Here is a 22,060-nt window from a genome sequence, read left to right on the forward strand (position 1 = left end):
TGGTGTCATGAGCAAACTATCCTTGTGCTGATGACGCTAAGCGGAAGCCGTGACAGGAGTCAAGATGCTATTCGCTCATGACACCGAGTGTTCGTTGATCGCCGCCGCGGCGCTGGTCAACACCGCAGGTCGAGACGGTGAGTTGCTGCCGGACGTCGCGGCCCTGGACGCGTTCTTCGTCCGCTACTCCTACAGCGGCCGGCACGAACGCACCGACGCCGAGTTGCGGGCCGTCCGGGATCTGCGGCCCCAACTGCGCCGCATCTGGCACGCCGAGCCAGCCGAGATCGTCGCGGTGGTCAACGGCCTGCTGTTGGAACACAAGGCGCTACCGCAGCTCATCGAGCACGACGACGAGCCGTACCACCTGCACGCGGTGCCCCGCGACGCGCCGCTGGCCACCCGGATCGCGGTGGAGGCCGCCATGGCGATGGCCGACCTGGTCCGTAGCGGCGAGCTGAGCCGGCTGCGGATCTGCGAGTACCCGGACTGCGACAACGTGGTCGTCGACCTGTCCCGCAACCGGTCCCGGCGGTTCTGCGAGGCCGGCTGCGGCAACCGCGCCGCGGTGACCGCCTACCGAGCCCGACGGGCCGCCGGCCGTTCCTGACCGGCTGTCGCCCATTCCTCGGCCCGCACCTCGTACTCCACCTCGCCCTGCTCGGTGCCCGGAATCGGGTCGTCCCACTGGAGGTGGAAGGTCCGCACGTAGTGCAGCCCGGCCTTCACCATCACCCGCCGGGAGCGTTCGTTGACAGTCATCGTCTCGGCCCAGACCCGACGCACCCCGACAGTGTCGAAGGCGTGCCGCACCAGCGCCCGCGACCCTTCGGTGGCCAGCCCTCGCCCCCACGTCGCGCGGCGCAACCGGTAGCCCAACTCGGCCTCGGTGCCGTCCTCCGACGGGTCCAACGCGAACCAACCGAGAAACTCCCCGGACTCCCGATCGTGCGCCGCCCACCGACCCAGCCCAGGATGCCTGTCGTACTGGGCCAGCAACCTCGGCAACTGCTCGTCCCGCACGGTGGCCAGCGGAGTCGCGACGCCACCGGTGAGGAACCGCATCACCTCGGGGTCGCTGTCCAACTCGACCAGCAGGCCCACGTCATCCATGGTCAGCCGCCGCAACCGCAGCCGCTCGGTCCCCACCGGCGCGGCCACCTGATCGTCACCCATGGCCCGGATCATCCCGCCACCCTGTGGACACCGTCGAGCCGTTTACCCGGCCACCCCAGGTCCGCGCCCCCTCGCCCGCCGTCGCGGGCGAGCCGGTCGCGTCAGCGCGGGGGCGCGGCCACGAAGAGCCGCCAGGAGTACGCGTCGACAACGAGCACGGGTCCGCCCGAGTCCTTACTGTCCCGCACCCCGACCACGTCCCCCAGATTCGTAGCCACCTCGACGCACTGGTCGTTGGAACCACTCCGGCTGCTCTTACGCCACCGAGCCCGGCTCAACTCCACGACTCCGCCACTTCCCTCAGCAACTCGATCGACTCCTGCGGTGGCAACGCCTGCCCGAGGGTAGCTTCCCAGGTCCGTTGTAGACGCAACAGATCCGCAGGCCGGTCGAGTTCTTGGCCGCCGATCTGGCCGCCGAGATAGGCAAGATCGCTGTGGTCGGCCACGGTCGCGAGGATGAATGGCCCGTTCAGACCGGGATACTCCTCGGCCGAGCGGGGCACCACATGGAGTTGAACCCGTGGATGTTCGGTCGACAAGCGCGCCAGGTGCAGAGCTTGCTCGCACATCACCTTCCGACCGCCGACCCGTCGCCTCAGCACCGACTCGTCAAGCACCGCGACCACATGCGGCGGGCGATCCCCGTAGAGGACCCGCTGGCTGTCCATCCGGTCCGCCAGCCGACGCTCGACCTCGTCGGCGTCGAGCAGTCGGTCCGACTCGAAGATGGCGCGTGCATAGCCTTCGGTTTGCAGCAGCCCGGGGACGTGCAGCGGGTCGAACCATCGCAGGGCTCGCGCCTGCGCAAGGATCGCCTGCCAGCCCCGCAGCCAGGGCTGCGCCCGGTCCAGGCTCACCAGCTCGGTGGACATGCGGCCGAACAGGCCGCCGGTCTCCAGTGCCCGGTCGACGAGTTCCAGGTACTTGGCGGTGGGCACCTGCTGACCCAACTCGACGGCGCTGACCATCGACGCCGAGTAGTTGACCGCCTTCGCCAGCTCATCCTGACTCCAGCCGCGCCGCACCCGCGCCCGGCGCAGCTCCGCGACCAGGAACGCCGCCGCCGTCATCTGTCCATCGGCCATACCCAGCCACTCTCCAACCCGCCGACGATCAACTCCAGCCGACCAACAGAGCCGGCGCGGCCCGGGAACAGGGCAGCTACGACAGGCGGGCCGAACCCTTCCGACCGTAGTCGTCCGATCACCAGACTGTGAAGCGCGGCACCGCTCCCCGTCCCCCGGGCCCGGCGGCGCCGCACGGGACCGCCCGCTCCCCCGTGCCGGGCGGTCCCACCCCCACCCAAGACGACCAACCGCCCAAGATCGTGCTCGATCCTGGAAGTAGTGGGGTCCCAACGTGCGGAAACCACTACATCCAGGATCAAGCACGATCTTCACGCGCCGCCGCCCTCGGGAGCGCCGGGGGCGCGGGCGCAGGCGGCCCGCGAGCCCGGCGCACCGAGCGAGCAGCGAGCAGCGAGCCTGGGACGGAGCGCGGGCACGGGACGCGGGCACGGGACGCGGGCGCGGGACGCGGGCGCGGGACGCGGGCGCGGGCGCGGGGCGAAGCGCGGGCGCGGGCGCGGGGCGCGGGGCGCGGGCGCGGGGCACGGGGTGCGGAGGCCAGCGCGAGGGCGGGGGCGCCGGGTCGGGGGGTGATGCCACAAACGAGTCAGCTCGAAAGGACCGCAACACCATGCCCCGGACCAACCCGGACGACCGCGCGACCACGCCCCGACGACCGCACCTGCCGCTGCGCCCGCTCTGGCTCTGCCGGGTCTGCGCCGCGCCCTGGCCGTGCGCGGTCGCCCGGCTCACCCTCCGCCGGGAGTACGCGCACGACTGCGTCGGGTTGAGCGTCTACCTGTGCGCGGTCCTGCACGAGGCGGTCGCCGACCTGTACCGGCTCAACCCGCACGATGGGCCGGACCCCGCGGCGCTCTTCACCCGCTTCGTCGGCTGGGCGAGGCCACAAAACCTGCGCTGAGCGGGCCGGCTCAGGGGTGGGTCAGGGGTGGGTCATCCGAAGCAGGTCCAACGTCTCGTCGAGCTGGGTGACGGTGAGCTTGCCGGAGTCGACGTGCCCCCGGGAGATCACCACCTCGCGGATCGAGATCTGCTTCGCCAACGCCTCCTTGGCGATCGACGCGGCCTCGTCGTACCCCAGGTAGCGGTTGAGCGGGGTCACGATCGACGGTGAGCCCTCGGCGTACGCCAGGCAGACCTCGGCGTCCGCGACCAGGCCGGCCACCAACCGGTCGGCGAAGAGCCGGCTCACCGCGGAGAGCAGCCGGATCGACTCCAACAGGTTGCGGCCCATCACCGGGAGCATCACGTTCAGCTCGAAGTCGCCCTGCGAACCGGCGAACCCGACCGTCGCGTCGTTGCCGATCACCTGGGCGCAGACCTGCCGCATCGCCTCGGCGACCACCGGGTTGACCTTGCCCGGCATGATCGACGAACCGGGCTGGAGGTCGGGGATGCGCAGCTCACGCAGACCGGCGCGAGGGCCGGAACCCATCCAGCGGATGTCGTTGGCGATCTTGTAGAGGCCCACGGCGATGGTCCGCAGTTGCCCCGAGGTCTCCACCAGCGCGTCGCGCGCGCCCTGCGCCTCGAAGTGGTTACGCGCCTCGGACAGCGGCAACCCGGTCGACTCACGCAGTTTGTCGATCACGGCGGCGGCGAAGCCGAGCGGGGTGTTGATTCCGGTGCCCACGGCGGTGCCACCCAGCGGCAGCTCGGCGAGCCGGGGCAGGGCGCCCTCCAGCCGTTCCATTCCGTAGCGGACCTGAGCGGCATACCCGCCGAACTCCTGGCCGAGGGTCACCGGCGTGGCGTCCATCAGGTGCGTACGCCCCGCCTTGACCACCGTCTCGAACTCCGCCGCCTTGGTTTCCAAGGTGGCCGCCAGATGCCCCAGCGACGGCAGCAGGTCCTCCACGATGAACTGGGTGGCCGCCAGGTGGATGGAGGACGGGAAGACGTCGTTGCTCGACTGGGAGGCGTTGACGTGGTCGTTCGGGTGCACCGGCGAGCCCAGCTCACGACTCGCCAGGGTGGCGATCACCTCGTTGGTGTTCATGTTCGATGACGTGCCCGAGCCGGTCTGGAACACGTCCACCGGGAACTGGTCGTCGTAACCACCGTCGGCCACGTGCGCGGCGGCGGCGGCGATGGCGGCGGCCACGTTGGCGTCGATCACACCCAGCTCGCCGTTGACCTCGGCCGCCGCGCCCTTGATCTGGGCGAGGGCCTTGATCTGGGCCGGCTCGATTCCCCGGCCGGAGATCGGGAAGTTTTGCACCGCCCGCTGGGTCTGCGCACGCCACAGTGCCTCGGCGGGCACCTCCACCTCGCCCATCGAGTCACGTTCGATGCGGTAACCGGTCGCCTCTGGAGTCGTCACGCGTACCATCCTGCCGCGCCCGTGGCCGACTCGCAGATGATCCGTCAGCCCAACTCGGTGAGCAGCCGCTCCGCCTCGTGCCGGTCCGGCGACTCGACCTCCCGGAACAACACCAGCGCCTGCTCCAGGTGCGCGCGGGCCGCCGTCGGATCCGTGGTCAGCACGCACCGGGCGATGCCCTCCAACGCCCGGGCCTTCTCGTAGCGGGCAGCGAGCCGGCTGGCGTCGGCGAGCACCCGGCGGTGCAGGTCGAGCGCGCTGACCGCGTCACCCTGCTCCAACATCGCCCGGGCCAGCAGGTTCCGGGAAGCACACTGACCGATTCGGTCGCCGGCGTCCACCATCGCCACCAGCGCCTCCCGGTGCAGGGCTGCGGCACGCTCCGGATCGCCGGCGACACGTTCCATCACACCGATCTCGTTGAGCACCTCCCCCTCACCGAATCGGTTGCTGGCCCGGCGCTTGAGGTACAACGCCGTCCGCAGCAGGCGACGGGCGGGGCCCAGGTCACCCATCCGGTGCCGGATCATGGCGAGGTGCCCCAACGCGTTGTCGGTCTGCCGGCGGTCCTTCGCCTGCCGGGCCGCCAGGAGGTGCAGCCGGGCCAGGCGTAGCGACTCGTCGTACCGGCCCCAGGCGATAAACGCGTAGGACACGTTGTTCAACAGATTGGTCAGCGCATGGACGTCGACCAAGCCGCGGATCATGTCGAGCGCCTCGTCGAACTTCGCCTTACCCAGCCGGTGGTCACCGTTCGCGGCGTAGGAGACGCCGAGGTTCCACAGCGTGCTGAGCGTGTCGTCACGGAGCCCGAGCCGGCGGCGCACTGTCAGTGCCACCTCCATCGCGCTGATCGCCTCCGGGAAGCGGGCCAACCGGAAGTACGCCGACGAGAGGTAGTTCAGCATGGTGGCGTAGGCCGCCTCGTCGCCCAGCCGCTCGGTCACCCGAAGCCCGATAGTGTGGGTCTCGATCAGCTCGTCGAGGTGCCCGCCGTCGAAGTTGAGCCGCCAGCAGGCCCGGGCCAGCTGCCAGCACTGAACCGGGAAGTTCTCCTCCTCCGCCTTCCGGACCAGGGCGGTGAGCGCGACATGGTTCTCCTCGAACCACGCCCGCCCCTCGGCCACCGGGACAGCCAACAGGTCCGGCCGACCGGGCGTGCGCTCGGGAATGTTGCGACGACTGCCCGCCGCCTCGACCGTCCGGGCGATCGCCAAGGTGACCGACAGGTGATGATCCAACAGCCGCTCCACGGCGGCGCGGCGTTCGGTCTGCCGCTCCGGGCCGACGAGCAGCAGCCGAGCGTACTCGCGGAGCAGATCGTGCAACCGGTACCGACCCGGCTGCACCTCCTCCACCAGATGCGCGTCGACCAACTCGTCCAACTGCTCCTGGGTGTCGGCGAGGGGCAGGTCGACGAGGGCGGCGGCCACCCGACTGTCGAAGCGCCCCGTCGGGTACAGGCCGAGCAGCGGAAACAGCCGCTGCGCCGACGGTGAGACCTGCGCGTACGACAGTGCGAACGCCTGCCCCACCGAGCGCTGCCCGGCGGTCAGCTCGGCCAGCGGGCCCGCCCCGGCGACCAGCCGCTCGGCGAGGTCGGCGACCCGCCAGCGCGGCCGGTGCGCCAACCGCGCGCCAGCCAGCCGGATAGCGAGCGGCAGGTGGCCGCAGCGACGCGCCACCTCGGCCGCCGCCTCCGGCTCGGCGGCGATCCGCTCCATCCCGGCCACCCGACCGAGCAGCTCGATCGCCTCGTCGGCGTCAAGGACCGGCAACGACGACGGCCGGCCCTCGTCGACCCCGATGAGCCGGCGGCGACTGGTGATGAGGACCAGGCTCTGCGCGCCGTTGGGCAGCAACGGCGCCACCTGGTCGGCACTGGCCGCGTTGTCCAGGACCACCAACGCACGGCGGCCGGCCAGCTCGATCCGCCAGAGCGCCAACCGGTCGTCCAGGTTCTCCGGCACCCGCTCCACCGGCACACCGAGCTGCCGCAGGAGGGCCGCCACGGCCGTTGCCGTTGTCAACGGTCGGCGTTCGCTGTGCCCGTGCAGGTCGATGAAGAGCTGGGCGTCGGGATAGCGGTCCGCGAGCGCGGTGGCGACGTGTACGGCAAGCGTGGTCTTGCCGCTGCCCGGCATCCCGTCGACCACCTGGATCCGGATGCCGTCCTCCTCGATCTCCTTGACCAGGCGGGCCACCGTCTCCTGCCGACCGATGAAGTCCCCGATCGCCCGGGGCAGGGAACGAACCGGGCCGACGGGTGGGGCCGGCCGACCGGCCAGGGCCAGGTCGCCGGCGAGCACCCGTTGGTGCAGCTCCTGCAGCTCGGCACCCGGTTCGATGCCCAACTCCTCGGCGTACGTCCGCCGGCCCTCGCGGTAGACGGCGAGTGCGTCGGCCTGCCGCCCGACCGAGGACAACGCCAGCATCAGCTGACCTCGCAGCCGCTCCCGCAACGGATTCCGGTCGACGCTCTCCGCCAACTCCTCGATCAGCTCAGCTGCCTGACCGAGGCGCAGTTCGACGTCGACGCACTCCTCCAACGCGGTGAGGCGTTGCTCGTCGAGCGTCTGGGCGCGACGGCGGACGCTCCGGCTCGCGATGCCACCGAGTGTCGGCCCCCGCCACAGGGCCAGCGCGGCGCGGAACTCCATACGCGCCTCGACCAGCCGGCCGGCGACGACCTGGGCACGGGCCACCTCCACGCGCCGGTTGAAGATCTCGGCGTCCAGGTCGTTCGGTGCGGTACGCAGTCCGTACCCCGCCGGGTCGGTGACGATCAGCTCAGGCGCCAGCCCGAGTTCGGTGAACCGGCGGCGCAGCCGCGACACGCAGGTCTGCAACTGCGCGCGGGCGGTGGCCGGCGGGTGGTCCTCCCACACCGCGTCGACGAGTTCGTCGACCGGCACGAGCCGGCCGGCCCGCAACAGCAGCATGGCGAGGACGGTCCGGTCGCGTCCCGCGGTGACAGTGGCTTCGCCACCGCCCACCCGCAGAGGCCCCAGGATCCCGAACCGCATCTACTCTCCCGCGTCAGTGGTGCAACTTCCAGCAGAGTAGTCCGGTGGTGACAGATCGCCCCGGCCAGGCAAGAGTGATCTGAGAGCGGATCGACAGTGATGCGCAGCAAACTCACTTCGGGTTGTCGGTGACGGCATCCGACGGGGGCGGTGCGCCCGTCCCACCCCAGCGGGGCGGGCGTACCGATTGTCGGTAGAACACGGGCGACAGACGGGTGCCGGGCGGATTCGCCCGGCACCCGTTCGCGTTGCGGTCGGGTCAGCGGCGGCCGACGGTGAGCACCGGCTTGGTGACCTCGGCGAAGAAGTCGTTGCCCTTGTCGTCGACCACGATGAAGGCGGGGAAGTCCTCGACCTCGATCTTCCAGACCGCCTCCATGCCCAGCTCCGCGTACTCGAGCACCTCGACGTGCTTGATGCAGTCCTGGGCGAGGCGGGCCGCGGGGCCGCCGATCGAGCCGAGGTAGAAGCCGCCGTGCTGCTGGCAGGAACGGGTCACCTGACCCGACCGGTTGCCCTTGGCCAGCATCACCTGCGAGCCACCGGCCGCCTGGAACTTCTCCACGTAGGCGTCCATCCGCCCGGCGGTGGTCGGGCCGAACGAGCCGGACGCGTACCCCTCGGGGGTCTTCGCGGGGCCGGCGTAGTAGACCGCGTGGTCCCGCAGGTACTGCGGCATCGGCTCACCGGCGTCCAACCGCTCGGCGATCTTGGCGTGGGCGATGTCCCGGGCGACGACAAGCGGGCCGGACAGGGACAGCCGGGTCTTGACCGGGTACTTCGACAGCTCGGCGCGGATCTCGTCCATCGGCCGGTTCAGGTCGACCCGGACGACCATCTCACCGTCGAGGGAGTCGTCGGTGACGTCGGGCAGGAACCGCGCCGGGTCGGTTTCGAGGCGCTCCAGCCACACGCCCGACGGGGTGATCTTGGCGACGGCCTGGCGGTCCGCCGAGCAGGAAACGGCGATCGCCACCGGGCAGGACGCGCCGTGCCGGGGCAACCGGACCACCCGCACGTCGTGGCAGAAGTACCGCCCACCGAACTGCGCGCCGATGCCGAAGTTACGGGTCAGCTCCAGCACCTGCGCCTCCAGCTCCAGGTCGCGGAAGCCGTGCGCGCTCATCGAACCCGAGGTCGGCAGCGCGTCGAGGTACTTGGCGCTGGCGTACTTCGCGGTCTTCAGCGCGTACTCGGCGGAGGTGCCCCCAATGACGATGGCCAGGTGGTACGGCGGGCAGGCGGCGGTGCCGATCAGCCGCAGCTTCTCCTCCAGGAACTGCATCATCCGCACCGGGTTGAGCAGCGCCTTGGTCTCCTGGTAGAGGTACGACTTGTTGGCCGAGCCACCGCCCTTGGCCATGAACAGGAACTTGTACGCGTCGGGGTGCCCGTCCGGGTCCTCGGCGTACAGGTCCACCTGGGCGGGCAGGTTGCTGCCGGTGTTCCGCTCGTCCCACATGGTCAGCGGGGCGAGCTGCGAGTAGCGCAGGTTGAGCTTGGTGTACGCCTGGTAGACGCCCCGGGAGATGGCCTCGGCGTCGGCGCCGTCGGTCAGCACGTGCCGGCCGCGTTTGCCCATCACGATGGCGGTGCCGGTGTCCTGGCACATGGGCAGGACACCGCCGGCGGCGATGTTGGCGTTGCGCAGCAGATCCAGCGCGACGAACCGGTCGTTCGGCGAGGCGGCCGGATCGTCGATGATCGCCCGGAGTTGCGCCAGGTGCGCGGGGCGCAGGAAGTGCGCGATGTCGTGCATCGCCTCGGCGGTCAACGCGGTGAGCGCGGCCGGCTCCACAGTGAGGAACCGGCGGCCTCCCGGGCCGTGTACGACGTCCACGCCCTCGTCGGTGACCAGGCGATAGTCCGTCTGGTCCGGGCCGGTCGGCAGCAGAGGGGCGTACGAGAATGCGGCGGCACTGCTCATGAGCGGCAAGCCTAGGGCAGACCGGTCGATCACTCCCACCCGCCGGGCGGGTCCTGGGACGCCGCTCTCATCCAGCAGGCGCGCCGTGCCCGGCCGCCGTGCGGATCGTCGGGCGAACGGCCGGCTCAGCCGTCCTTACCGCCGCCCGGGTCGGGGCAGAGTTCCCCCTTCGGCCCGCAGTCGTCGTTGTCCGGCTCGCCGGGGTCGGTGCCGCCCGGCCGGGGATTCCCACCGTCGCCGGGCGGTCGGGTGGACGAGCCGCCGGCCGCGCCGACGAAGCGGACGTACCCGATCTCCCGCCCCTCGCCAATGATCATCCCCTGTGATCCGACGGCGAGAGCGTTCGCCGAGGTGCGCAGGGCGGCCAGCTCCCGGCCGGTGCGCGGGTCCAGGGCGGCCAGCCGGGACGGCTTCTCGTCGGTCACCACCACCGCGTACGGGGTGAGCGCCGCGCCGGCCTTGCCGCTGGCCTGCCGTGTCCAGAGCACCTTGTCGGTGCCCAGCTCACGGGCGATGACGGAGCGTTTGTCGGCGGCCCGGAACACCGCGGAGCGGTCGTCCACAGCGATCAACTTGGTGCCCGACTCACCGACCCAGAGCAGCCGTCCGTCGTACCCGTCGATGACCGCCTCACGGCCGTCGGGAGCGACACCGATCAGCACGTTCCGCGCGCCCTGCGGGTCCTCGCGTTGCACGCAGCCGGCCGAGTCAGCGGTGCGCAGGTTGACGCCGGCCCGCTGCCAGGCCTCCTGCCCCGTGGCCGAGTCGCGGGCGGAGATGGCGAAGTAACAGGTGCCGTCCTGGGAGCGGGCGGCGATCCGCAGCAGCCGACCGCCCACCACGGAGAGCCGCTCGTCCCGGGCCGGCTCGACGTTCTGCAACACCCGGCCGGTGGCGGTGTCGACCACGTGGACCCGACCGTCGACCGGGAAACCGAGCAGTGGCGGCGCGGCCTCGGCCCCGGCCACCCCGTCGTCGATCCGGTTGGCGGTGAGCCGGCGGGTGCCGCGCAGACCCGGGTTGTCGGCGAGCAGGCCGCTGTGCACCCCGGGCAGGAAAGCCGTCCACAGCGGCGCGGTGCCACGCGGGTCCCAGGCGCTCAGGGTGCAGTCGGTGGCGTCGGTGCAGCGGGCGTCGAGGAGCAGATTGCGGTACGTCCAGACGGCAACCGCGTCGTCGTCACGTCGCCGGGTCACCCCGGTCGTCGGGTCGAGCAGCTCGTACCCCTTGACCAGCAGCTTGCCCACGGCCACGACCGGGTCACGGTCACCGCCGGCGACCGCCGCCCAGTCGGCCTTGCGCTCCCAGAGCTGGGCGCCGGTGGCCAGGCTGCGGGCCTCGACCCGGGTGCGCTGCTCGACGACGACGGCGTCACCGGCGATGGTCACGCTGCGCGGGGTGCCGCCGACGCGTTGCTGCCAGACCACGTCGGGCTCGGAGATGGGTTCGCTGCGGTCCACCCAGTCCCACAGGCCGGGGAACGGGTTCCACACGCCGGTCGCGGCGAGCGCGACGACCACGGCGAGGCCGAGCAGCAGCCCACCGCGCACGCTCCCCTTCGCCACACCGCACACCGTAGCCACGATCACGGATCTTCCGTACGCCCGCGTCGCCGTGTCGCCGCGCTTTCTGGGCGGGGAGGTGTTACAGCACCCTTCCGTCGGCCCGAACGGCGCTGCGCACCAGTGGAAGCGTGCGGTAGGGAATCTGCTCGGCCAGCGCGATGATCGTGGAGGCCCGGGTGATGCCGGCGGACGAGACGATCTGGTCGATGACCCGTTGCAGATCCGTGTTGGAGCGGGCCACGATCCGGCAGAGCAGGTCGCTGGAGCCGGTGATGGTGTGCGCCTCCAGCACCTCGGGGATGGCGGCGAGGTGGGCGGTGACCGGGTCGTGGCCGTGCCGCTGACTGATCTCCAGGGTGACGAAGCTGGTCACCGCGAACCCGATCGCGGCCGGTGCGATCTCGGGGCCGAAGCCCTTGATGACCCGCCGCTCGATGAGCTTGTCCAGCCGGGCCTGCACGGTGCCCCGGGCCACCCCGAGCCGCCGGGAGCATTCCAGCACCCCGATCCGGGGTTCCTCGGCGAGCAGTTCGATCAAGCGCACGTCGAGCGCGTCGAGCTGTACATTCTGCTCACCATTCATGAGTGCAGACCATACCGAATGCGCAACCTGACCAGCATTTCTGCCAACAGTTGCCCACCCCACACCGGGCCAGCGATCCTCGCCAGAAGAACCGACCACGGCGGCCCACAAGGCCGGCCGGTACGCGAGGGAGCCCATCATGACCCAGGCGATCGACCGACCCCAGTCGACCGAGGACGTCGACACCGACCGGCTCGTGGGAGCTGTCGACCACGACATCAGCCACGACCCGTTCCCGGTCCGGGGCCTCGACCACGTGCACTTCCTGGTCGGCAACGCCAAGCAGGCCGCCCACTACTACTCCACCGCGTTCGGCATGACCTGCGTGGCGTACCGCGGTCCCGAGCAGGGCTACCGGGACCACGCCCAGTACGTGCTGACCAGCGGCTCGGCCCGGTTCGTGCTGACCGGTGCGGTACGCCCGGACGCCGACGGCTCCGAGCACGTGGCCCGGCACAGCGACGGGGTCAGCGACATCGCGCTGGAGGTGCCGGACGTGGACGCCGCGTACGCGCACGCCATCGCCCAGGGCGCCGCGAGCGTCGTCGAGCCGCACGAGGTGAGCGACGAGCACGGCACCGTGCGGATGGCCGCCATCGCCGCGTACGGCGACACCCGGCACACGCTTGTCGACCGGTCCCGCTACACCGGCCCGTTCCTGCCCGGCTTCGTGGCCCGCGGCCCGATCGTGGACCGGCAGCCGATGATCGACGCCGGCATCCAGCCGAAGCGCTTCTTCCAGGCCGTCGACCACGTGGTCGGCAACGTGGAGCTGGGCCGGATGGACGAGTGGGTCGAGTTCTACAAGCGGGTGATGGGCTTCTCCAACATGGCGGAGTTCATCGGCGACGACATCGCCACCGACTACTCGGCGCTGATGAGCAAGGTCGTGGCGAACGGCACCCGCAAGGTGAAGTTCCCGCTCAACGAGCCGGCGATCGCCCGCAAGAAGTCCCAGATCGACGAGTACCTGGAGTTCTACCAGGGCCCGGGCGCGCAGCACATCGCCGTCGCCACCAACGACATCCTGGCCAGCGTCGACGCGATGCGCGCCGCCGGTGTGGAGTTCCTGGACACCCCGGACTCGTACTACGACGACCCCGAGCTGCGCGAGCGGATCGGCAACGTGCGGGTGCCGATCGAGGAGCTGAAGGCCCGCAAGATCCTGGTCGACCGGGACGAGGACGGCTACCTGCTGCAGATCTTCACCAAGCCGGTGCAGGACCGTCCCACCGTCTTCTTCGAGCTGATCGAGCGGCACGGCTCGCTCGGCTTCGGCAAGGGCAACTTCAAGGCGCTGTTCCAGGCGATCGAGCGGGAGCAGGAAGCCCGCGGCAACCTGTAACACTTGCGAGCGTGACGCAACCTCCGTCGTACCCGACGCCGCCGGTCGGTGGGCCCCGACCCACCACCGGCGGCGTCGCGCCGCTGCCCGGACCACACCCTTCGGGGTACGCCCCGCGACACGTCCATGACGAGTTCGCCGGGACGGTCGTCGTTAAGGTGTCCTCGTGAGTGAGCGAAGCGGAACGGCCGCGTGAGCGTTCAACCTGGTTGGTACGTCGACCCCGCCGACACCGAGACCCGGCGTTACTGGGACGGCGAGGGTTGGCTCGGCGCGCCCATCCCCGTCGACGCGACCCCGCCGGACGGCCCGCCGCCACCCGAGCCACCACCCGCGCCGGTCGGCCCGGCCGAGCCCGCGACGTCGGCAACCCGCGACGCGGCGACCGCCGCGCCGGGCTGGCCGCCGCAGCAGGGCCCACCCCCCGGGTACGGCCCGCAGCAGGGCCCACCCCCGGGGTACGGCCCGCAGCCGGGGCACGGCCCGGGTTGGGGACCCCAGGCCGGCCCACCCGGATGGGGACCGCAGGCCGGGCCACCCGGATGGGGACCGCAGGCCGGCCCACCCGGATGGGGACCACAGGCCGGTCATCCTGGCTGGCCCGGACGGCCGCCCGAGCCACGACCGCACGGCCACCGGCTGGCCGGCTACGGCCGTCGGCTCGCCGCCCGGGTGATCGACTTCGGCCTCGTCTTCGCCCTGAACGTGGTCGTCAACGGCTGGTTCGTCTGGCGCTGGGCGCAGGAGTGGGCACCGTACTGGCAGGAGGTCTTCCGGCGCGCGGCGCGCGGCGACACCTCCGCCGAGGGCCTTCCGCTCCCCAGTGAGCAGTCCAACTCCCTCCTGGTGGCGATCCTGCTGATCGCCACCGCGCTCTGGCTGGCGTACGAGGTGCCCGCCATGGCCGCCGGTGGGCAGACCGTCGGCAAGCGGATGATGCGGATCCGGGCGGTGCCGATCGCCGCCGACCAGCCGCTGGGCTTCCGCCGGGCGTTGAGCCGGTGGAGCACGCTGGGCCTGCCGACGCTGCTCTGGTACTGCGCCGGGCTGGGCCTGGTGCTGCAACTGGTCGACGCCCTCTCCCCCCTCTTCGACCACCCGCTGCGCATGGCGCTGCACGACAAGCGCGCGCAGACGGTGGTCGTCGAAGTCCCCAACCGGCCCGATTCCGCCCCCTCGAACGACCGCAACCAGCCCCCGGGAGACACCCCATGACCGACTCCGGACGTCACCAGCCGGCACTGCGGCTGACCCGCGCCGACCTGGACGCGCTGCCCAACTACGTGCCGGGGCGCAGTCCTGCCGACCTGGCCCGCGAGTTGGGCCTGCCGGAGGCCATCAAGCTGGCCAGCAACGAGGTGCCGTACGGCCCGCTGCCCGGCGTGGTGGAGGCGGTCACCGAGGCGATCACCACGTCGCACCGCTACCCGGACATGGGCGTTGTCGCGCTGCGGGACGCATTGGCCGAGCGGTACGGCGTCGACGCCGACCGGATCGCCACCGGCTGCGGCTCGGTGGCGCTCGCCGAGCACCTGGTGCGGGCCACCTGCCTGCCGGGTGACGAGGTGCTCTACTCGTGGCGGTCCTTCGAGGCGTACCCGATCATCGTGGCGACCAGCGGCGCGACCAGCGTGCGGGTGCCCAACGACGCCGGGCACGGGCACGACCTGGCGGCGATGGCCGCGGCGGTGACCGACCGAACCAGGGTGATCTTCGTCTGCAACCCGAACAACCCCACGGGTACGGCGGTGCGCCGGGCCGAGTTGGACCGGTTCCTCAACGGGGTGCCGGACGACGTGCTGGTGGTGATCGACGAGGCGTACCGGGAGTTCGTCACCGACCCGGAGGTGCCGGACGGTCTCGACTACCTGGACCGGCCCAACGTGGCGGTGCTGCGCACCCTGTCGAAGGCGTGGGGGCTCGCCGGGCTGCGAATGGGCTGGCTGGTGGCCCAGCCGGTGGTGGCCGCCGCCATCCGCAAGGTGGCGACCCCGTTCTCCAGCAGCACGGCGGCCCAGGCCGGGGCGCTGGCCGCGCTGACCCAGGCGACGGAGATGGAGCGCCGCTGCGCCCTGGTCGTCGCCGAGCGGGACCGGGTCACCGAGGCGCTGCGCAAGTTCGTGCCCGAGGCGCCGACGAGCCAGGCCAACTTCGTCTGGCTGCCGTTGGGCGAGCGTGCCGTGGCGTTCGGCAAGGCGTGCGAGTCGCGCGGGGTGATCGTGCGGCCGTTCGCCGGGGACGGCGTCCGGGTCACCATCGGCACCCCGGCGGAGAACGACGCATTCCTGGCCGCTGCGGAGACGGCGCTGACCTGAGGACCGACCGGCCATCTGTGACCAATTAATGACGGATGGACGGTTTGTCCGGTTTGCTCCATTTTTTGCCCTATCTTCCGAAGTAGTCGACGCGCCGAGGATCGCGTCGACTCACTTCGAGAACGGGGTAAAACACGTGCGTACTGCCAAGATCTGTCTGGCCGGCGCGGCCGCCGCGGCGATGGTCGGCTTCCTCGCCGCTCCGGCCGCCGCCGCGCCCGACGACACCACCGCCACCACGTTCGAGGTGCTCGCCGGCACCCTCGACATCGTCGCGCCGACCACCGCCGACCTTGGTACTGGTGCCCCCGGTGGCACCATCACCGGGCAGCTCGGCACCGTGACCGTCGACGACTCCCGAGGCGCCGCCGACGCCTCCTGGGTCGCCTCGGTGACCTCGACGGTCTTCCAGACCGGCGGCGGCTCGCCGCCCGAGACGGTCCTGCCGGCCGAGATCGACTACTGGTCCGGCCCGGCGACGGCGACCACCGGTGACGGCACCTTCACCCCCGGGCAGACCACCGCCGGCGACGCCGCACCGCTGGACAGCGTCACCCTGCTCACCGCGTTCACCCACAGCGGCGGCACCGGCGGCAACACCGCCAGCTGGAACCCCACCCTGGTGGTCAACGTCCCGCTGGACAGCATCGCGGGCGTCTACACGGGCACGGTGACACATTCCGTGGCGTAGCCGCCGGGGGCGGTCGACCATCGCGGTCGCGCTCGCCCTGTTCTGCCTCGCCGGTCCGGGTCTGTCGACCCGGGCCGGCGCGGTCGAACCGGATGCGGGTTCGGACGACGGCACCATCGGGATCCGGTTGCTGGAAGCCCCGACCGAGCGCCGCGCCGACCCCCGGGCGCTGCGTTACATCGTCGACCACCTACCGCCGGGGACCACCATCAAGCGGCAACTGCTGATCGTCAACCGCACCGACCAGACCCGTCGGGTCGACGTGTACCCGGCGGCCGCGACAGTGGAGGGTGCGGCGTTCCGCTTCGGCGAGGGCCGCGCCGAGAACGAGCTGACCTCCTGGGTCACCCTCGACGAGCGCTCCGTCCAGCTGGGACCGCGGGGCGAGACCCGGGTCCGCGCGACTGTCACGGTGCCGCCGGCTGCCTCCCGGGGCGAGCGGTACGGGGTGATCTGGGCGTCCACCACCTCGCCTCCCCGAGCCGGCGGCGAGATCAGTCAGGTCCACCGGGTCGGCGTCCGGATGTACCTCGACGTCGGGCCCGGCGGCGAACCCGCCTCCGACTTCTCGATCGGCGAGGTGCGCCCGGCCCGCAGCCCCGCCGGCGAACCGTCGTTGACCGTCCAGGTCACCAACACCGGAGGCCGTGCCATCGACCTGACCGGCGCGGTCGCCCTGGCCGACGGCCCGGCGGGCAGCCGGGCCGGCCCGTTTCCGGTCGGGCAGGGCGTCACGCTGGCGCCGGGCGCATCCGGGCAGGTCATCGCCCGGTTCCCGGCCGCGCTGCCGAACGGCCCCTGGAAGGCGGAGGTGAACCTGGAGAGCGGTCTGGTGAAGCGCGGCGTCACCGCGCAGATCACCTTCCCCGACCCCGGTCAGGTCGGAAAGCAGGGCAGCGTCGTCTCCCGGATCGTTTCCGGGTGGACGGTGGCGGCGGCCGGCGCGGGGCTGCTGCTGGTTGTCGGCCTCGCAGTGCTGGTCCGCCGCTCGCGCCGGTCCGATCGGCCAGCCAGCAGCGAGCCGAGGGAGCGCGTCCCGGCCGGTCGTTGACCCCGCACCACAACCCGCCCTTCGCCGAAACCCGCCCCTCGCCGAGGCCGTCAGCCCGGCCGCCGCCGGCCAGGCCCGTCAGCCCGGCCGATCAACTCGGTCGGCGGCGGCGGGCGGCGAACCAACCGATGACGATCAGGGCCGCGCCCAGCATGGCGAGCGGCAGCGCCGACCCGCCTGATCCGGTGACCGGCAACTCGCCGTGACTGGGCGAGGGTTGCGGTGGTGCCGTCGGCGTGGACGTGGGTGGCGGCTGCGGGGTCGGCGACGCCGGCAGGATCTCGAAGGTGACGCCGGTACCTCCGGACGGCTCGGGCCGCGCGACACTGAACCCGGGTACCGAGGCGGGTTCCGCAGCCAGCACCGGCGACACCGCCAGCGTCAGGCTCGCGGCGGCGGCGAGCGCGCCGCCCACGAGGTAGTTGGCTGCTGTCCTGGCCATGCGCCGACCCCTTCCACCGGAAACCCGAACCGTGAAAAACATACCCTTTTCGGACAAAGAGGTAGAACGGTTCACGATTCCGCGGTCGAAGACGCCACCATCAGGTGGCGGCCAGGATCACCGCCTCGCCGGTGTAGTAGTAACGCCGGTCGTCGCCGGCGGGGTCGACCGGCTTACGGAGCCGCTCGACCGCGACGAACCCGTCCTCGGCCGTCACCGCACCGGGCGCCCAGCCGGTGCCGTCCGAGCCGACGTTGAGCACGAAGCGCGACAACTGCCTACCGGTCACCGGGTCCACAGTCACCAACTCGTTCGCCTCGGTCAGCAGGTGCACCCGGCCCGGCTGCGCGGCCAACACCCGGGCCACCCCCAGGCCCGCGGACCGCCACAGCTCGCTGCCCGTACGCGCCGATCGACCCACCACCACCCCGTCGAGTACGGCGACCGACTGCTCACCGACCAGCACCGCACCGGCCGGGTCCAGCGCGGGGGCGGCGACCGGCCGGCCGGCGTCCACCAGCCAACCCCGACCACCCTCGTCACCCGGCCCGGCGGTCCGCAGCCCCAGACAGTCCGACCAGCCGGTACGGCAACCGAGCGGCGTCACCACCAACGCGTCCGGGCCGTTCGGCGGTCGCCAACGCTCCCGTACCGCGCCCGTCGCCGCGTCCCGGAACTCGACAGTCGCCGCCCCGGCGCAGGTGTCCAGACCGATCAGCTGCCCGGCGGCGGTGGTGCCGACGTCGCTGCGGCAACTGCCGGGCAGCTCGACCCGCCACAGCTCCCGACCGCTGCTCAGCTCGACCCCGCGCGCCTGGGCATCCCCGGTCACCACCAGCACGGTCCGCCCGTCGGGGAGGTCGGTGAGCTGGAGCCCTGGCGCATCCCAGACGGTCGCCGCCCCGGTACGCCGCACCAGCGCCGCGCTCTCGGCGGGCTCCGGGCCGTCGGCTCGCCAGAGCACCCCGCCGGTGCGGGCGTCGAGTGCGACGAGTTGCCCATCGGACCAGCGGCTGACCACCGTGCTGCCGCTGGCCACCACCCCGCTCAGCTCTGCCGGCCACCGCCGGTACGACCAGTAGGGGCTGGTCCGGTACCGTCCGTCGACCGGTCGGTCGGCGTAGACCTGGCGGTGTGCGGCGTACACCCGCAGCCTCCCGTCGACGATCAACGGGGCGACCGGCAACCGACCGATCACTCCGGCAGCCGGTCGGGCCGGGGCCGGATAGTCGGCCCGCGCCACGGTGCTCACCTCTGCCGGCGCGAGGACCCGGTGGACGATGACCGCGACCGCCGCCGTCGCGAGCAGCGCCGCGACCGCGATCACGAGCCGTCGCCGGCCTCTCGGGAACCTCATGCCGCACCTCCGCCCGGCACCCTACCCAGCGGAGGCGGCCGGACCCCGGTCAGGTCGTGGCGGGGCTGCTGGTTGGCGTTCAGGCGGCTTCGACAGTGCCGGTGGCACCGGCCGCGACGGCCAGATCGGCGAGATCACGCCAGAGTGCCGCCTCCACCGCCCGGGCGGCCAGGCCGCCGAGCAGCAGCGCCACCACCCGACCGTATGGAGCGGTCGGCACCGCCTCCTGGGTGACGGTGATCGCTGTGCAGCCCCGGCTGCGGCGACGGACCGGCCGCAGGCCCCAGGTGATGCGATAGTCGGCGCCGGCGCCGGAGGAGCAGAGCACCAGTCGCTGCGGGGCGAGCGCCTCCACCACCAGGAACTCCTCGGTGAGCGTGCCGCCGCCCGGCTGGACGCGCTCCTCACGCCAGGAGGTGCCCGGACCGAACGGGCCGGGGGTGAGCACCTCGATCGGGCCGGCGGCGGTCAGCCGCGCGGCGCGGCCGGACAGGTCGGTCAGCAGACGCCAGACGTCGACAGTGTCGGCCTCGATGATCCCGGTAATCGCCACCGTCGACATGCCACCCTCCCGTGTCCCCGACGGTACGCGGAGTGAGGGCCGGACGGGGCCCCCGGGACGGAATTTCCACCTCCCGGGGGCGATGCTGTCCGATTGGGCGGTCGCTTCGGCACCGGTCGTCGTCGACCGGTGCCGAAGAGCCGGTCAGCGCTCGAAGCGACCGGCCCGAATCGCGCCGATGAACGCTGTCCACCCCGGCGGGCTGACCGCGAGTGTGGGGCCGGCCTGATCCTTGGAGTCGCGGACCCCGACCAGACCATGGACATCGACCAGGTTGTCCGCCACTTCCACGCAGAGCCCCTGGTCGTTTGAGCGGCTACTGGTACGCCAGACCGCGCCCGCAAGATCGTGCATCGTCGTTACCTCCGTGTGCGTCGGGATGCCCACCGCTGGCGGCCGGGTGGAGCCCGGCTCGGATTGCGCGGTGTGGCAACGGAATCCGGACGATCAACGGGTCAACAAGGGCCGGTGATCGCACAGCCGGTGCGATCACGGGTCCCGTGCACGAGACGGATGGCGGGTGCCCGCTCAGCGGGCCGGACGAACCGTGCCGGATACCTCACCGAGGGCGATGGTGGTGCCGTCCGGGCCGGGGGCGGTGGCCGTGATGGTCACCGTGTCACCGTCGTCGAGGAAGGTGCGGCTCTCGCCGCCCACAGTGACCGGCTCGGCCCCACCCCAGGTCAGTTCCAGGAAGGACCCGACCTGTCCCCGCTCGGGCCCGGAGACGGTGCCGGAGGCGTACAGGTCACCGGTGCGCAGCGAAGCCCCGTTGACGGTGAGGTGCGCCAACTGCTGTGCGGGGGTCCAGTACATGGTGGCGAACGGTGGCTCGCTGACCCGCTCGCCGTTCCACTCGACAGCCAGTCGGAGGTCCAGGCCCAGGTGCGGCACGTCCCGCAGGTAGTCGACGACCGGCGGGTCCTGGTCGGGAGCGGGCACGAAGGCGTCGCCGAGCGCGTCCAACGGCGTCACCCAGGCCGAGACCGAGGTGGCGAACGACTTGCCGAGGAACGGGCCGAGGGGTTGGTACTCCCAGGCCTGGATGTCCCGGGCGGACCAGTCGTTGACCAGCACCACCCCGAAGATGTGCTCGGCGAAGTCGTCCACGGAAACCCGATCGCCCAACGCGCTGGGTACGCCCACCACGAAGCCGACCTCGGCCTCGATGTCGAGGCGTACCGACGGGCCGGTGACCGGGCCGTCGGCGGAGGCCCGCTGCCCGGTCGGCCGGGTCACCGGCGTGCCGGAGACGACAACGGTGCCGGCCCGACCGTGGTAGCCGATCGGCAGGTGCTTCCAGTTCGGCAGCAGCGGCGGCTGGCCGGGGCGGAAGATCTGCCCGACGTTCGCGGCGTGGTGCTCGGAGGAGTAGAAGTCGACGTAGTCGGCCACCTCGATGGGGAGCAGCAGCTCCACGTCGTCGAGGGGCACCAGCAGCGGCTCCACGGCGGCCCGGTGCGCCGGGTCGGTCAGCAGCTCGGTGATCCGCTGGCGTACCGCCGTCCACTGCGGACGTCCGAGCGCCATGAAGTCGTTGAGCACGGGCCGGCACAGCGCGCCGGCGGCCAGCACCAGCTCGGCGGCCTCCGCAGCGGCGAGGTCGAGGACCCAGGACCCGATCCGTACGCCGATCCGCGCCGGACCGCCGTTCTGTCGGAACACCCCGTACGGCAGGTTCGTCACCCCGTACGGCGAACCGTCGGCGCCGGTCACCCAGGTCATGCGTCGTAGCCCCCGTTCACCAGCCCCAGCCGGATCAGATCGGTCAGTGGTTCCAGGATGCTGCACGAGCCGAAGCCCACCCACAGCGGGCGGGGCGCGTCCAGCCATGCCGTCGCGCGCTCCACCAGGGGCCGCGGGTCGACAACGGTCAGCAGCTCGGCGACCGAGCGCACCCCGTCGCCGTCGGCGGCGGCCAGTGTCGCGGCCAGCACGTTGGCGTAGCCGTGGTGGGTGAACCCGGTCTCCGGGTCCAGGTGCCGGATCGCCTGGTGCAGGCCGGCGGTGAGCTTGAACGGCAGGTCCCGGTCCCGGCAGGCGCAGATCACCGCGGCCAGGTCGGCCGGGGTGGGGAAGAGCTCAGCGGCCAGGCCGCCGGTGCGGAACTTGGCCGCGACAGGCACCCCGTCGGCCCGCGCGGCGACGAGCGCGTCCAGCGCACCCATCAGACCGAAGGTCAGCGGCAGTTCGGCGTAGATGGCTTCCACACCGGCCAGCTCGCCGGTCAGCCGCAGCAGCTCGGCGATGCCGGGCAGCGGGTCCTCGCCGCGCTTGGCGACCGCCACCTCGACCTGACGCGCGGTGACGCCGTCCGGGGCGAGGAACGACAGCGCGAACGGCAGGTTCCCGATCCCGGTGTCACCGATGACGCCGACCACCAGGCCCTCGTCCGGGTCGACGAGCCCGCTCAGCTCGCCGGCCGCCACCGTCGAGGCGGGGACCAGCAGCGGTCCGACCAGGTCGGCGTACCAGGCGGCGCGGTGCTGGCGGTGGGCGGCCAGGGCGTCGGGCAGCGTGGCGCTGCCCGGAGGGAAGACGGCGGCGTCGTCCACCAGGCCGGTCAGGAGTGCGGGCACCTGCGTTGACACGGAACAAGAATGTACG

General features: G+C 71.9%; 21 protein-coding genes. 7 read left to right on the forward strand and 14 right to left on the reverse strand.

What is annotated here, in order from left to right; translation table 11 throughout:
- Positions 1-64 precede the first annotated feature (64 nt).
- Positions 65-610, forward strand: a complete 546-nt coding sequence (locus IF22_RS0102315; RefSeq protein ID WP_030327864.1) for a CGNR zinc finger domain-containing protein — start codon at positions 65-67, stop codon at positions 608-610.
- On the opposite strand, the gene IF22_RS0102320 is transcribed toward IF22_RS0102315, so the two are convergent.
- The 3 genes from IF22_RS0102320 to IF22_RS0102330 all read right to left on the reverse strand — a co-directional run bounded on the left by IF22_RS0102320 (position 577) and on the right by IF22_RS0102330 (position 2,263).
- The gene (locus IF22_RS0102320) at positions 577-1,176 is read right to left on the reverse strand and encodes a GNAT family N-acetyltransferase (protein WP_030327865.1); all 600 of its coding nucleotides are present in this window, start codon (positions 1,174-1,176) and stop codon (positions 577-579) included. The genes IF22_RS0102315 and IF22_RS0102320 overlap by 34 nt on opposite strands.
- A 101-nt stretch (positions 1,177-1,277) precedes the next feature.
- Positions 1,278-1,460, reverse strand: coding sequence for a DUF397 domain-containing protein (locus IF22_RS34130; protein WP_030327866.1), 183 nt, complete (start codon positions 1,458-1,460; stop codon positions 1,278-1,280).
- Positions 1,451-2,263, reverse strand: coding sequence for a helix-turn-helix domain-containing protein (locus IF22_RS0102330; protein WP_030327867.1), 813 nt, complete (start codon positions 2,261-2,263; stop codon positions 1,451-1,453). The genes IF22_RS34130 and IF22_RS0102330 overlap by 10 nt, the downstream gene beginning before the upstream one ends.
- 613 nt (positions 2,264-2,876) lie before the next feature.
- Between IF22_RS0102330 and IF22_RS0102335 the strand changes: the two genes are divergently transcribed.
- The gene (locus IF22_RS0102335) at positions 2,877-3,167 is read left to right on the forward strand and encodes a hypothetical protein (RefSeq protein WP_030327868.1); all 291 of its coding nucleotides are present in this window, start codon (positions 2,877-2,879) and stop codon (positions 3,165-3,167) included.
- 21 nt (positions 3,168-3,188) lie between these two features.
- On the opposite strand, the gene IF22_RS0102340 is transcribed toward IF22_RS0102335, so the two are convergent.
- The 5 genes from IF22_RS0102340 to IF22_RS0102360 all read right to left on the reverse strand — a co-directional run bounded on the left by IF22_RS0102340 (position 3,189) and on the right by IF22_RS0102360 (position 11,690).
- A complete protein-coding gene (locus IF22_RS0102340; RefSeq protein WP_030327869.1) occupies positions 3,189-4,598 on the reverse strand; it encodes a class II fumarate hydratase in 1,410 nt (469 codons plus the stop codon).
- Between the two features lie 35 nt (positions 4,599-4,633).
- Entirely contained in the window at positions 4,634-7,615 is a 2,982-nt protein-coding gene (locus IF22_RS0102345; RefSeq protein WP_030327870.1) for an AfsR/SARP family transcriptional regulator, read from the reverse strand.
- 259 nt (positions 7,616-7,874) lie between these two features.
- Positions 7,875-9,542, reverse strand: coding sequence for a fumarate hydratase (locus IF22_RS0102350; RefSeq protein WP_030327871.1), 1,668 nt, complete (start codon positions 9,540-9,542; stop codon positions 7,875-7,877).
- Between the two features lie 125 nt (positions 9,543-9,667).
- Positions 9,668-11,116, reverse strand: a complete 1,449-nt coding sequence (locus IF22_RS0102355) for an outer membrane protein assembly factor BamB family protein (RefSeq protein ID WP_081883667.1) — start codon at positions 11,114-11,116, stop codon at positions 9,668-9,670.
- A gap of 70 nt (positions 11,117-11,186) precedes the next feature.
- Complete coding sequence (locus IF22_RS0102360) at positions 11,187-11,690, reverse strand: Lrp/AsnC family transcriptional regulator (RefSeq protein ID WP_030327873.1); 504 nt, start codon at positions 11,688-11,690, stop codon at positions 11,187-11,189.
- A 139-nt stretch (positions 11,691-11,829) separates the two neighbouring features.
- Here IF22_RS0102360 and hppD point away from each other — a divergent pair, with 139 nt between their 5' ends.
- The 5 genes from hppD (at position 11,830) to IF22_RS0102385 (ending at position 17,092) form a co-directional block, all read left to right on the forward strand.
- Positions 11,830-13,035 (forward strand): 4-hydroxyphenylpyruvate dioxygenase, encoded by a 1,206-nt coding sequence (hppD, locus tag IF22_RS0102365; protein WP_030327874.1) that lies wholly within the window; start codon positions 11,830-11,832, stop codon positions 13,033-13,035.
- 192 nt (positions 13,036-13,227) lie between these two features.
- Positions 13,228-14,250 (forward strand): RDD family protein, encoded by a 1,023-nt coding sequence (locus tag IF22_RS0102370; RefSeq protein ID WP_030327875.1) that lies wholly within the window; start codon positions 13,228-13,230, stop codon positions 14,248-14,250.
- Positions 14,247-15,350, forward strand: coding sequence for a histidinol-phosphate transaminase (gene hisC / locus IF22_RS0102375; RefSeq protein ID WP_030327877.1), 1,104 nt, complete (start codon positions 14,247-14,249; stop codon positions 15,348-15,350). The genes IF22_RS0102370 and hisC overlap by 4 nt, the downstream gene beginning before the upstream one ends.
- Before the next feature lie 136 nt (positions 15,351-15,486).
- The gene (locus IF22_RS0102380; RefSeq protein ID WP_245233491.1) at positions 15,487-16,041 is read left to right on the forward strand and encodes a hypothetical protein; all 555 of its coding nucleotides are present in this window, start codon (positions 15,487-15,489) and stop codon (positions 16,039-16,041) included.
- A gap of 127 nt (positions 16,042-16,168) precedes the next feature.
- Positions 16,169-17,092 (forward strand): hypothetical protein, encoded by a 924-nt coding sequence (locus tag IF22_RS0102385; RefSeq protein ID WP_209444460.1) that lies wholly within the window; start codon positions 16,169-16,171, stop codon positions 17,090-17,092.
- A gap of 91 nt (positions 17,093-17,183) precedes the next feature.
- Here IF22_RS0102385 and IF22_RS0102390 read toward each other — a convergent pair whose 3' ends face one another.
- The 6 genes from IF22_RS0102390 to IF22_RS0102415 form a co-directional block, all read right to left on the reverse strand.
- On the reverse strand, positions 17,184-17,534 hold the full coding sequence (locus tag IF22_RS0102390; protein ID WP_245233492.1) for an LPXTG cell wall anchor domain-containing protein: 351 nt from the start codon (positions 17,532-17,534) through the stop codon (positions 17,184-17,186).
- Positions 17,535-17,634: 100 nt separating this feature from the next.
- Entirely contained in the window at positions 17,635-18,891 is a 1,257-nt protein-coding gene (locus IF22_RS0102395; RefSeq protein ID WP_030327885.1) for an outer membrane protein assembly factor BamB family protein, read from the reverse strand.
- Between the two features lie 79 nt (positions 18,892-18,970).
- On the reverse strand, positions 18,971-19,453 hold the full coding sequence (locus IF22_RS0102400; RefSeq protein ID WP_030327887.1) for an SRPBCC family protein: 483 nt from the start codon (positions 19,451-19,453) through the stop codon (positions 18,971-18,973).
- Between the two features lie 144 nt (positions 19,454-19,597).
- Positions 19,598-19,807: a DUF397 domain-containing protein gene (locus IF22_RS0102405; protein ID WP_030327888.1), complete on the reverse strand. Its 210-nt coding sequence runs from the start codon at positions 19,805-19,807 to the stop codon at positions 19,598-19,600.
- A gap of 174 nt (positions 19,808-19,981) precedes the next feature.
- On the reverse strand, positions 19,982-21,178 hold the full coding sequence (gene fahA / locus IF22_RS0102410; protein WP_030327890.1) for a fumarylacetoacetase: 1,197 nt from the start codon (positions 21,176-21,178) through the stop codon (positions 19,982-19,984).
- A complete protein-coding gene (locus IF22_RS0102415) occupies positions 21,175-22,044 on the reverse strand; it encodes a hypothetical protein (protein ID WP_030327892.1) in 870 nt (289 codons plus the stop codon). The genes fahA and IF22_RS0102415 overlap by 4 nt, the downstream gene beginning before the upstream one ends.
- Between the last annotated feature and the right edge of the window lie 16 nt (positions 22,045-22,060).

Origin of the sequence: Micromonospora parva, assembly GCF_000718515.1 — a bacterium.
Taxonomy (GTDB): Bacteria; Actinomycetota; Actinomycetes; order Mycobacteriales; family Micromonosporaceae; genus Micromonospora; species Micromonospora parva.

Excerpts from the sequence above, each read along its gene's own strand:
- IF22_RS0102330 (WP_030327867.1), bottom strand. The coding sequence starts at position 2,263 with ATGGCCGATGGACAGATGACGGCGGCGGCGTTCCTGGTCGCGGAGCTG.
- IF22_RS0102335 (WP_030327868.1), top strand. The coding sequence starts at position 2,877 with ATGCCCCGGACCAACCCGGACGACCGCGCGACCACGCCCCGACGACCG.
- IF22_RS0102395 (WP_030327885.1), bottom strand. The coding sequence starts at position 18,891 with ATGAGGTTCCCGAGAGGCCGGCGACGGCTCGTGATCGCGGTCGCGGCG.
- hisC (WP_030327877.1), top strand. The coding sequence starts at position 14,247 with ATGACCGACTCCGGACGTCACCAGCCGGCACTGCGGCTGACCCGCGCC.
- IF22_RS0102345 (WP_030327870.1), bottom strand. The coding sequence starts at position 7,615 with ATGCGGTTCGGGATCCTGGGGCCTCTGCGGGTGGGCGGTGGCGAAGCC.
- IF22_RS0102390 (WP_245233492.1), bottom strand. The coding sequence starts at position 17,534 with ATGGCCAGGACAGCAGCCAACTACCTCGTGGGCGGCGCGCTCGCCGCC.
- fahA (WP_030327890.1), bottom strand. The coding sequence starts at position 21,178 with ATGACCTGGGTGACCGGCGCCGACGGTTCGCCGTACGGGGTGACGAAC.
- IF22_RS0102315 (WP_030327864.1), top strand. The coding sequence starts at position 65 with ATGCTATTCGCTCATGACACCGAGTGTTCGTTGATCGCCGCCGCGGCG.
- IF22_RS0102400 (WP_030327887.1), bottom strand. The coding sequence starts at position 19,453 with ATGTCGACGGTGGCGATTACCGGGATCATCGAGGCCGACACTGTCGAC.
- IF22_RS0102405 (WP_030327888.1), bottom strand. The coding sequence starts at position 19,807 with ATGCACGATCTTGCGGGCGCGGTCTGGCGTACCAGTAGCCGCTCAAAC.
- IF22_RS0102320 (WP_030327865.1), bottom strand. The coding sequence starts at position 1,176 with ATGGGTGACGATCAGGTGGCCGCGCCGGTGGGGACCGAGCGGCTGCGG.
- IF22_RS0102360 (WP_030327873.1), bottom strand. The coding sequence starts at position 11,690 with ATGAATGGTGAGCAGAATGTACAGCTCGACGCGCTCGACGTGCGCTTG.
- IF22_RS0102350 (WP_030327871.1), bottom strand. The coding sequence starts at position 9,542 with ATGAGCAGTGCCGCCGCATTCTCGTACGCCCCTCTGCTGCCGACCGGC.
- IF22_RS0102340 (WP_030327869.1), bottom strand. The coding sequence starts at position 4,598 with ATGGTACGCGTGACGACTCCAGAGGCGACCGGTTACCGCATCGAACGT.
- hppD (WP_030327874.1), top strand. The coding sequence starts at position 11,830 with ATGACCCAGGCGATCGACCGACCCCAGTCGACCGAGGACGTCGACACC.